Genomic DNA, 10552 nt, shown 5'->3' with positions numbered 1-10552 from the left:
CGGTCCCGGTGCGATTACAACCGATTTGTCCGACGGCGAGATTCGCAAACGGGTAGAGGCGGCAATCGCGGATGTGCCTTATGCCGTCGGCATGAACAATCATATGGGCTCAAAGGCGACCGCCGATGAGCGGGTGATGCGGATTGTGCTCGGGGTGTGCCGGGAACACGGACTTTTTTTTCTGGACAGCCGAACCGCTTGGAAATCGGTCATTCCCCGGATCGGTGAAGAGCTAGGCGTCCCGGTGATCCGCAACAGTGTATTTCTCGACGATGTATACACGACCTCCCACATTGCGAAACAGCTTAGCGTGTTCGATAAACGGCTGAACGAGCAGGGAACTTGCATCGCAATCGGCCACGTCGGACCGCAGGGCAAAAAGACCGCAGCCGCTCTATCCGCCGCGATCCCCGGATTGAAACGGAGCACCACATTCGTGCGTGCGTCGGATGTTGTCCGCCGCTTACTCCGCGATCAGCTTATAATACCGAATGGCATCAGCGATGGCGGTGGCAACCCGCTGCTGCTCGCGCGGGTCGATTAGCGCATTGCGGTCGCGCGGATTGCTCAGGAATCCGGTTTCCACGATGACGGCAGGGGTTTGTACGCGCCGCAGCAAATAATACGGCTTTCCCAACCTCGGTGAGCGGATAAGCCCCTGCTCCCGGTTAAGCGAATTTTGAATGAAGGCCGCTAGCAGGGCGCTTCGGCCCTCATTCTGGTGCAGCAAAAGCGGCCCGTGCGCGGATCCGTTCGAGGACCAGTTGACGTGCAGGCTGACGAATAGCTGCACCGGTATTTCATCGGCCAGATGCCGCCTTTGCGACAAGTCCTTGCGGTGGCGCGACTGTGTGAGATGCCAGCGGTTGTCATCGCTAAGCGCGTAATCGCCGCTGCGGTTCATGACAGCGCGGATACCGTATCGTCCCAGCATCAGATACAGCCGCTTGGCGATCGCCAGATTGATATCCTTTTCCATGATGCCGTCGTAAACGGCGCCGCCGTCGACGCCGCCATGGCCGACATCGATAAGCACCTCGGCTTCCGGAAGCGAACGCTCGTAACGCGGAGGCGCAGCTTCGTTGTCGGCAGATACAGGTGCGGCAATAAGCAATAAAGCTGCGATCGCGCACAATGTGCGCAGCCGGCCTGGAAGCTTTTGACCGTAAGCCGCCATTGATATCCCTCCGTCACGTTAATGCCGTTAGGGTACGCGATTATTACAGTTTTATACAGGTCTATACAGGTTTACATTTGGAATCAGGTGGGCATAATAAGAGTACTCAGTGAGTACGTTCGCGATGGGAAGGAACGAGAAAATGGCGGTAAAAGACGGCAAAGAGTATGTGTCGTTTATGACGAAACGATTCGTTGCGTATATGGAAACACCGACGGAAGAACGGCGCCGTATCCGGACCGAGGCGAAGTCGCGGCGCGAGCCGTGGCTGGCCAGATGGTTCGGATGGGCGCCGTATGGCGTCATCATGTGGTGGCAGGCCCGTCAATTGCGTAAGGAGAGGGCGCGCGCCGCGGCGGTATCGAAAGAGTCTGATATCCGTCAATCATAAATACGGGTATACAGCAGGATGTCGCGAAAAGGCGCATAGCGCGTTCCATGCTCATCCACCGCCACGTAGCTGTCTCCATTATCCCATATATGCAGGCCGGTGACGGGAAGCACGCTGAGCCATTCACCGTTGAATTTTTCGGCGGTCAGACGAAGCTGCGCTCTCTTCTCAAGCTTGCCAAGCAGCAGTTTTTCACCGCTTCGGCTGTTGACGTCCAACGGCTTTTTCGTAAGCCACGGCATATGTTCGTAGGGGTTAAACGGGCTCGTTCGAAGAGCCTGGACGACGGCTTTCTGTGCCGTGCGGCCGGCCGGATCGGCGGGTGTTGTACGTGCGGCCGCCTTCTCCGCCTCAAGCGCAGCCGCCTGCCACTCCTCATCGGTCACGGGCAGTTCTTCGCCGTTATACGCGTCCACGTACACGGCGGGCGGGTCCTGTCCCGGAACGGAGACACGCCACGCGGCCAGCATAGAATTAACGTAAAGCCTTTCCGTACGGAAAGGCTTTTTCGCGCCGTCCAGCGGCGCTTCGAGATTGGCAAGGCCTCGCTGCAGGACGGCGGGAGAGAACGGCCGCCCGTCGCCCGCGCCGTACTCGGTTAGCCGATAGCCGCCCGTTTCAATTGCATGGACAATCATATATGCGAAGGTGCCTTGCACGCCATGGAAGGTAACGAGCCAGCCGCGGGTTCCCGGGCCGAGCGCAGAGATGCGCCTTTCGGCTTCCGGGAGCATTTTAAAGCCCGGCTGCTTGGACAATCCGGCGGCCCAGACGTCGATTTGCGCATCAAGGTCGACTGGTACGTTGTTGCCGCTCGCCGATGCCGTATCATCATATAGAGAGGGAGCCGCGCATAACAGCAAAATCAGCGCGGCGAAAAAAGGCAGCCATCTTCGCATCGTTCTTTCTCCCTTCGTGAGCCGTTTATGGGGCAGAACATCATCGTCATGATTATTGTCGCCGCCGTTCTCATTGTAATGGACAAGCTCTGCAAAGACTGTTGCTCTCTGTCGCGGCCATCAGCGGTTTTTCGGCTGTTTTTGGCGAATTTCGAGCGAACTTTACGGCAGCGGTGGAATCGCCTTTCGTTATTCAATTCCCGCCAGATGGAAGACGCCGCAGTTGATGACAGAGGCGGTGACCCGCGGCTGTAACTGCCAGACGAACTCGGCCTTGCGGTTCTCGTATTGCAGCGAGACCGCCGCGCGCTGCTCCTCTTCCGCGCTTTCAAGCAACGGCTCATAATACGCGCCGAGCTGCCTAAGCTCGCCGGAAAGCCGCGCCGCAGCTTCCTCAATCGAACGGGTGGGCCGCTTTCGTGTCCGGCTGCTGAAACAGGTAAACGAATTTGCCGTTCTGGTGGACAGCGTCGAACAGCTGATTCATTCGGCCGCTGCCGTAGAACAGGTTCTCACGGGGCATACGCGCTCCGATCGCCGAAGCGCTCACATGGCCGAACGTCCGGTTCAACGCGGAATGAACGCCAGCCTGGATAGCGTCGGAACCCGGCGGCAGCGGCGGTCTGGCGGAGGCGGCTTCGATTTCCTCGTATTTGGCCGGATCGGTCACAAATACAAAGGACATCGTCTCCGGCTCGGCTCCGGTCCGGTCCACGAACCCCCAGTAGTAGGGGCGGTTCGTGAGCGCGCGGTCTGCGGCTGGCGACAGCTTGACCTTGAAATGCACGGGCGACCGCTCCAGCACGGCGCACCCGGTCGCTTCCAGATACCGCTCGACGAATTTATGCACCTGCTTTGCGTTCACGGCCGCACCTCCACCGTTCGGCCGAGGCCGTCCAGAATGGTGCCGATCGGAGGCGTGCCCGCTGTGCGGGCCTCCTCCTGGGCTTCGGTGCGGATCCGGTTGATCGAGCTGCCGAGCGTATCGATGCGGCTGCGCAGCTCGTGGTCGCCCGATGACTCCAGCAGCATTTTGGCAAGGCGCTGCTCAAGCGGCTGCTCCTCTTTCTCCAGACGTTCCATAATATCGTCCAGGTCGCCGATGACAAGCTCGAACAGATTGATTTTCTCATGCAGCAAATGGACGATGTGCTCCTCAATCGTACCGAGCGTGCACAGGTTGTAGATCCTGACGTCGTGCTCCTGCCCGAGCCGGTGGACGCGTCCGATCCGCTGCTCGACCCGCATCGGGTTCCACGGCAGGTCGAAGTTGATCATCTGATGACAGAACTGCAGGTTGATGCCCTCACCGCCGGCCTCGGTGGCGATCAGCACCTGCGCGCGCCCGCGGAACAGATCCATCATCCAATCCTTTTTGCCGCGGTTCATGCCGCCCCGGTAGGGCACCGCGTGAATGCCATGCTGCTTGAAGAACTGGAGCAGGTATTCCTGCGAGGCCCGGTATTCGGTGAACACGATCACCTTCTCGTCATTCATGCCGCGGATCAGCTCAAGTGCTTTCTCGCCTTTCGAGTTCGATTGTATCTGCTTGATGACGTTGACCAGCTCCCATATTTTCGCGCGGACGGGAGAATCCTCGGCGGTTTTCTTGAACAGATTGACCAGCGTGAGGAAAACGGCGTCCCGGCTGCTGCACACCTCGCGCTGCAGCGTGACGAGCGACAGCGCGCTCATCAGGTCGCCGCCGCTTTCTTCATAGCGCTCGCGCACGAACGCGGTTACCGCGTCGTAGAGCGCTTTTTCCTCCTGGGACAGTTCTACGGTGACGTTGCGCACGATTCGCTTGGTAAAGCTGATGCCGCCGTCGCCCCGCCGGTTGCGGATCATTACCCCGGAGAGCGCCTTTTGCAGCTGGTCCTCGTTTTTTGGCAGGCGCTTGTCGACGACGAAGTTGGCTGCGAATTCGCTTTGGCCGCCAAGCTGGCCGGGCTTGAGCAGGGTGATGAGGTTGTAGAGCTCGTCGAGATCGTTCTGCACCGGTGTCGCGGTGAGGAGCAGGCAATATTTTTTGCGAAGCTGCTGCACGAACTGGTAGTTGGTCGTCTTCTTGTTCTTGAGCTTGTGGGCCTCGTCGATTATGAGCATATCGTAGTCGCAGTTCAGCAGATAGTCGCGGTGCTGCTCGCGCTTGGCCGTGTCGATCGAGGCGACGACGATGTCGTTCTGCCAGCTGTAGTGCTTGCGCTGGGCGGTGGCCGCAATGCCGAATTTTGTGTTCAGCTCGCGTACCCACTGCAGCACCAGCGAGGCGGGCACGAGAATCAGCACCTTGCGGACGAGGCCGCGAACGAGGTATTCTTTTAACACGAGACCGGCTTCGATCGTTTTGCCGAGCCCCACCTCGTCGGCCAGAATGGCGCGCCCGCCCATCTCATGCAGCACCTTGCGCGCGGTCGAGATTTGGTGCTCCATCGGCTCGAATGCGGGAAGAGAGCGCATGCACTGCAGCTCATCGAAGCTGGTGACAAGCTTGGTCTGTTCGGCTTCGACCGTCAGCTGGAATAACGTCCAGTCGTCCCAAGGGCCATTGCGGAGCGTGCGGTTCTGCAGCTCTTCAAGCCAAGTGCGGTCAACGTGAAACGCTGCGTGCGGATGGAGCTTTTTGCCCGGTTTCAGTTGTTCGGATTGGTTGGCACCGTCGGTCGGCAGCATAGGGGGCTCCTTTCCAAACCAAAAGTTGGATTATGGTATAGTATTGCCCTGCCTAGTAAGATTAATAAGCGGCGGCGTAGAACGATGCCATGCGGTATTGAGAGTCGGCAGCGACGATGGACCGCGGCAGGGGATGCGGTACGTGTTTGTCGAAAATTGTTGAACCGAGTAAATGTGCGAGAAGGAAAGCCTGCGCGCGTTCTCCTTCGATTAAGAGAGCTTAAACGTTATTTTTTTGTGAATATGACGTTGGAATTACAAGATATAGTGTAGTAAAATCGTGTTTGCACACAATATCTTGTAGTAATGTTTTACATAAGCTTACAACGGCGGATAGCCGAAGCGTGCGCGTAACAACCAATGTGACGGGAGGCGTTGTTGTGAAAACGACGAAAAAAAGCCGGCTGGAAGGGTTAAGCGAGAAAATTTTCCTGGACCGGTATGCGTGGAAAAATGCGGACACGACCGGTACGAAGGTCGGAGACGTCGTGCTCGCGCTGACGAAGGACGACCCGAAATTTCCCGCGAAGGAAGTCGGAGAAGTCATCGAGCGCAGCGGCGGTACGGTTAAAGTGAAAACCCGCAGCGGCGAAGTCGTCGAGACCTCCGTCGAGAAGCTGACGCTTACGATCGAGAAGACACCGGAGGAAATGTGGGACCGCCTCGCGGCCGCCATGGCATCCGTGGAAGATACGAAAGAGAAACAGCAGCAATGGACGGAGAAATTTCGTTATATATTGGACGATTGGAAGCTGGTTCCAGGCGGCCGGATCGCGGCCGGCGCGGGCACAAGCGAAGAGCTGACGCTGTTCAACTGCTACGTCATCCCGTCGCCGAAGGACAGCCGCGGCGGCATCATGGAAACGCTGAACGAGATGACGGAAATTATGGCCCGCGGCGGCGGTGTCGGCATCAACCTGTCGTCGCTGCGTCCGCGGCGCGCGGTCGTTGCAGGCGTAAACGGATCGTCGAGCGGCGCGGTATCATGGGGCGGGCTTTTCAGCTATACGACCGGCCTGATCGAGCAGGGCGGCAGCCGGCGCGGCGCGCTTATGCTGATGATCAACGACTGGCATCCGGATCTGATGGATTTCATCACCGTCAAGCAGACGGCCGGCGCGGTCACGAACGCGAACCTGTCGGTATGCGTGAGCAACGACTTCATGCGCGCGGTGAAGGAGGATCTTGAGTGGGATCTCGTCTTCCCGGACACGAAGGACCCCGAGTATAACGAGATTTGGGACGGCGACCTGGAGAAATGGCGTTCGCTCGGCAAAAAGGTCGTGCATTACAAGACGGTCCAGGCGCGCGAAGTATGGCACACGATCATCGAATCGGCCTGGAAATCGGCTGAGCCGGGCGTTGTATTCATGGAATACTACAATCAAATGTCGAACAGCTGGTATTTTAATCCGATTATTTGTACGAACCCGTGCGGGGAACAAGGGCTTCCGGGTTGGGGCGTATGCAACCTGTCGGCGATGAACCTGTCCAAGTTCTACGATGCGGAGAACAACGACGTCGCTTGGGACGAGTTGTCCAAAGTGACGCGCTGGTCGGTGCGGTTCCTGGACAACGTCATCGACAAGACGCCGTATCATTTTGAAGAGAATCAGAAGAACCAGCAGGCGGAGCGCCGCGTCGGTCTCGGCACGATGGGCTTGGCGGAGCTTATGATCAAGCTTGGCGTGCGTTACGGCAGCCCGGAATCGCTTGAGTTCCTCGACAAGCTGTACGGCTTCATCGCGAAGGAATCGTATCTCGCTTCAACGGAAATTGCGGCTGAGAAAGGCTCGTTCCCTGAGTTCATCGCCGACAAGTTCCTCCAGAGCGGATTCATGAAAAATATGGCCGAGGTTTATCCGGAGGTAACCGAAGCGGTTGCCAATCGCGGTATCCGCAACGTTACCGTCATTACCCAGGCGCCGACGGGCAGCACGGGTACGATGGTCGGCACATCGACCGGCATCGAGCCGTACTTCGCATTCGAATATTATCGTCAAAGCCGTCTCGGCTTCGACAAGCAGCTTGTGCCGATCGCCCAGGAGTGGAAGGACGCGAATCCGGGTCAGGATCTGCCGGATTACTTCGTAACGTCGATGGATCTGTTGGCTGAAGATCACATCCGCGTACAAGCGGCGATCCAGCGTTGGGTCGACAGCTCGATTTCGAAAACGGCCAACGCTCCGGCGGACTTCACCGTCGAAGATACGAAACGTCTGTACGAGCTTGCCTTCGACCTCGGCTGCAAAGGCGTAACGATCTATCGCGACGGCAGCCGCGACGTGCAGGTCTTGTCCACGAAGAAGGACGAGGAAGCGAAGGCTGAGGCTGGAGTGGATGCTTCGGTTGCCGAGGGCGACGAAGAAGCTGTCGGCGGATTGAATGCGACGCTGAATGCCGGTGTATCGAAGCAAGAGGAGCAAGTTTTCGACAAGCAGTACAAACGCCGACCGTCTGTATTGCGCGGTGCGACCTACAAGCTGAACACGCCGTTCGGCATGGCGTACATCACCATCAACGACATTGACGGCACGCCGGGCGAGATTTTCCTGAACGTCGGCAAAGCCGGCTCGGACGTATTCGCCATGGCGGAAGCGCTTGGCCGCGTCTGCTCGCTGTTCCTGCGCTACGGCGACCATGGCAGCAAGGTGAAGCTGCTGGTCAAGCACCTGAAGGGCATCGGCGGTTCCGGCGCGATCGGCTTCGGCGCCAACCGCGTCGAATCGATTGCGGACGCGGTTGCTAAATCGCTGGAGATGCATGTGGCGGCTCATGAAGAAGCTGGGCATATGCACCACCATGTACCGCCGATCGCGGCTGCGCTGGAGCCGGCAGTGCCGGTCGTCACCGGAGGCGGCTATGCGGCAGGCAAGTCGGGTCCGGTCGCATCGCTGGACCTGTGCCCATCCTGCGGCTCGGCCTCGCTGCTGAATGTGGAAGGCTGCAAGACTTGCAGCAACTGCGGCTATAGCAAGTGTTCGTAGTCTCTCGGAATTCGAGGGCAGTTGAAGGGGAGATTGGCTAAAATACGGATCGGGGATGCTGGAAAAATAGGGTTTTAAAACCAATTTTCAAAAAAGGGCAGACTCCACCACTATTTCAACAGCTGTTTTTAAAATTAGGCCGCGGAAGGGCAAATCGTGGATTTCAGTTTGTCCCATCCTGCTTTTTCGCTCACGCACCACGCATCCATGTGCTGATCCGCCTGTGGATACGCTGAGTGAGGAGAGTAAAAAGCGACTTGAAGTGCTAGTCTTTCGGAATTCGAGGGCAGTTGAAGAGGAGATTGGCTAAAATACGGATCGGGGATGCTGGGGAAATAGGGTTTGAAAACCAATTTTCAAAAAAGGGCAGACTCCACCACTATTTCAACAGCTGTTTAGCAGCCGCAGGTCGGCATGCATCTCCACTTGCGGCGATGAAGCTTGTGGTCCGTACCGTTAGGCTTCACAGAGAGCGCCGCTTCGTCTGGAAACAATTCTCCTAGGAGGTTTGTCAGATGCTTCTTGATCTCGTCATTCCGCTGTTGTTGTTCCGTCCGCTCCCGTTCTTCGGGTCTTTCATCTGGATCTCCTTGGGACCGAACATGCCCTGACCCCAGCAACTTGATATACCGTTCTTTCCCCCAGCCGATTCCGCTTTTCTCCAGGGCTCGAATACAATCCGCATTCGTTATTCCTCGGTCACGATCGGAGAACGTGATCAATTGCTGCTGTAGCATTGATACGAGCTGCCGCACCTGATAACCGGACTCCATCCAGTTCAGCAGAAAATGTGCGGCTCTTCCCATTTCGGATGTGATCACAGGCAGCCCGTCTGCAAAGGAACAGGGAAGACCCAGAGAAGCACACATGGTCAAAATGGCCAGCGCATATTCCGCATCCGGTATGATCATCTCCACTTCATCCAATGGCATCCGGCCCTGAATAATGCGTCTCAATGCTTCGCGAACCTCCGCCAGCCTTCCGGTCGCATGATAGAACTGAACCTTTCCGAACGGCATTGTGGATTGGACGTCAGTGAAGGAAGAAACCGCTATAATCCTCGTCATCCGTCCGTTTGACAACCGCTCCAGCATTCGAGCGGAAACCGGTGAAAGCGGCATAGGGTCTGGCAGAATAAGCTCCACGTTTTCCGGCAATTGGGTTGGTATATGCGACAAAAGGCCGGGGAAATCGATCCAGCTCCGCTGATTCAGAAAGCGCTCATACGCTGACAGCACCTTTCTGACCTAGCTGCCTTTTTGCTGGCTCATAAAGGGGTCGTCTCGAAGCTCCCCCGCTCTCACTCCGGCACGGCGCAGATCCATAATGGCTTGGTGAACATGCATGGCAATACCAGGCTTTACTTGATTCACCGCGATGTAGGAATCCGGCTTGGAAGCCATTTGTTCCATGACATGATGGATAATCCAAAAGGACCGCTGTTCCCCGATTAAAGTCAGCCCTTGTTGATACAGGGAGAACTGAACCTGACTTCTTACAAAGGATTGAACCGTTTGGACCTCCACATTCATAACCGGCCCTAATTCCCGGCATATTCGCATCAACCAGGACTGTCCTTCGATGTAGGAAGGAGCAATAATAATTTTGCGGCGAAATGGCTCTCTACGGATTGAATCATATAAACGCTTTAGAAACGTGCCTACTATTTTCAAAAGGGATACCTTCCTTTCGTCTATCTTTCAACAACAGCACCTTACTGCCCATACAACTGTCCCCAACGCTGTAGCTGTTCCTTAAACTTTTCCCGGACAGATGCAGGCTCTAAAATCTCCGCTGAAGGTCCGTACTGAACCACCCCATTCATAAACTCCCGCTCGTGGTTGACGGTGACCTCGAATAATAAGCTGCCGTCCGGCAGATCGGTCATCTTCGGTCTCACGAACAATTCTTCTTCCCTCACATACCGTGCGACATCAGGTTGGAATTTGATCTTAAAAGTGATTAAAGAATCCCCGCGTTCAATCGACCAGGTATGCTTCATATACTGAGCAATGTTAAAATCACCCTTGTCGAATCGATTACTTGTCAACTCTACATGGCGGAAACGGCTTATACGAAACGTGCGAATGTCCTGCTTGGAATGACAATAGCCGATCAAGTAAAACCGTTGATCCCGCGGGACCAAATAGTACGGATCAATTTGGCGCTCCGTCAATTCATTCCGGCTCTGGGTATGGTAAACAGCCCTGATCGTCTTACTGGCGATAATCGCTTCCATGATGGACAGCAAGAAGTTGGCACTGTTCTCTTGGCGAAATTACCGACAAAACGGTACCCTTTTCCGTAACCCTCGTTTGTAATCGGTGCGATCAAGTCCAAAATCCGCATGTCCCTATAAATCGTACGATCCGTTGTCTCGCATTTGTCCGCCAGCTCCTTGGCCGAAATCCCCGGATTGGATTGA

General features: G+C 56.3%; 12 protein-coding genes. 3 read left to right on the top strand and 9 right to left on the bottom strand.

All coding sequences use genetic code 11. The features are described 5' to 3' along the window. Positions 1-544 (top strand): divergent polysaccharide deacetylase family protein (locus BG52_RS13755; RefSeq protein WP_144340834.1); only part of this gene is annotated, 544 nt, incomplete at its 5' end. Here BG52_RS13755 and BG52_RS13750 read toward each other — a convergent pair. Next, positions 464-1177 carry an N-acetylmuramoyl-L-alanine amidase family protein gene (locus tag BG52_RS13750; protein WP_051602343.1) on the bottom strand — a complete coding sequence of 238 codons (714 nt, stop codon included), beginning with the start codon at positions 1175-1177 and terminating at the stop codon, positions 464-466. The genes BG52_RS13755 and BG52_RS13750 overlap by 81 nt on opposite strands. Before the next feature lie 109 nt (positions 1178-1286). Between BG52_RS13750 and BG52_RS13745 the strand changes: the two genes are divergently transcribed. After that, the gene (locus tag BG52_RS13745; protein WP_223299024.1) at positions 1287-1568 is read left to right on the top strand and encodes a YqzE family protein; all 282 of its coding nucleotides are present in this window, start codon (positions 1287-1289) and stop codon (positions 1566-1568) included. On the opposite strand, the gene BG52_RS13740 is transcribed toward BG52_RS13745, so the two are convergent. The 4 genes from BG52_RS13740 to BG52_RS13730 all read right to left on the bottom strand — a co-directional run bounded on the left by BG52_RS13740 (position 1559) and on the right by BG52_RS13730 (position 5140). Further along, positions 1559-2467: a hypothetical protein gene (locus BG52_RS13740; protein WP_036667499.1), complete on the bottom strand. Its 909-nt coding sequence runs from the start codon at positions 2465-2467 to the stop codon at positions 1559-1561. The genes BG52_RS13745 and BG52_RS13740 overlap by 10 nt on opposite strands. Positions 2468-2656: 189 nt before the next feature. Further along, positions 2657-2803, bottom strand: coding sequence for a hypothetical protein (locus BG52_RS16710; RefSeq protein ID WP_317628086.1), 147 nt, complete (start codon positions 2801-2803; stop codon positions 2657-2659). Positions 2804-2861: 58 nt separating this feature from the next. Then, a complete protein-coding gene (locus tag BG52_RS13735) occupies positions 2862-3332 on the bottom strand; it encodes a YqhG family protein (protein ID WP_051602342.1) in 471 nt (156 codons plus the stop codon). Further along, positions 3329-5140, bottom strand: coding sequence for a DEAD/DEAH box helicase (locus tag BG52_RS13730; protein WP_051588127.1), 1812 nt, complete (start codon positions 5138-5140; stop codon positions 3329-3331). The genes BG52_RS13735 and BG52_RS13730 overlap by 4 nt, the downstream gene beginning before the upstream one ends. A 380-nt stretch (positions 5141-5520) precedes the next feature. Between BG52_RS13730 and BG52_RS13725 the strand changes: the two genes are divergently transcribed. After that, the gene (locus tag BG52_RS13725) at positions 5521-8127 is read left to right on the top strand and encodes an adenosylcobalamin-dependent ribonucleoside-diphosphate reductase (protein WP_036667497.1); all 2607 of its coding nucleotides are present in this window, start codon (positions 5521-5523) and stop codon (positions 8125-8127) included. 395 nt (positions 8128-8522) lie between these two features. On the opposite strand, the gene BG52_RS13720 is transcribed toward BG52_RS13725, so the two are convergent. The 4 genes from BG52_RS13720 to BG52_RS16705 all read right to left on the bottom strand — a co-directional run bounded on the left by BG52_RS13720 (position 8523) and on the right by BG52_RS16705 (position 10488). Then, on the bottom strand, positions 8523-9083 hold the full coding sequence (locus BG52_RS13720) for a hypothetical protein (RefSeq protein ID WP_190287549.1): 561 nt from the start codon (positions 9081-9083) through the stop codon (positions 8523-8525). A gap of 291 nt (positions 9084-9374) precedes the next feature. Beyond that, a complete protein-coding gene (locus BG52_RS13715) occupies positions 9375-9800 on the bottom strand; it encodes a hypothetical protein (protein WP_036667495.1) in 426 nt (141 codons plus the stop codon). A gap of 41 nt (positions 9801-9841) precedes the next feature. Further along, positions 9842-10378 carry a WYL domain-containing protein gene (locus BG52_RS13710; protein WP_317628085.1) on the bottom strand — a complete coding sequence of 179 codons (537 nt, stop codon included), beginning with the start codon at positions 10376-10378 and terminating at the stop codon, positions 9842-9844. Next, complete coding sequence (locus tag BG52_RS16705; protein WP_317628396.1) at positions 10300-10488, bottom strand: hypothetical protein; 189 nt, start codon at positions 10486-10488, stop codon at positions 10300-10302. Before BG52_RS16705 ends, BG52_RS13710 begins: the two co-directional genes overlap by 79 nt. Between the last annotated feature and the right edge of the window lie 64 nt (positions 10489-10552).

The organism is Paenibacillus darwinianus (assembly GCF_000598065.1).
GTDB lineage: Bacteria > Bacillota > Bacilli > Paenibacillales > Paenibacillaceae > Paenibacillus_I > Paenibacillus_I darwinianus.
The sequence above is the reverse complement of the archived record's forward strand: the minus strand, read 5'-3'. Positions and strand labels throughout refer to the sequence as shown.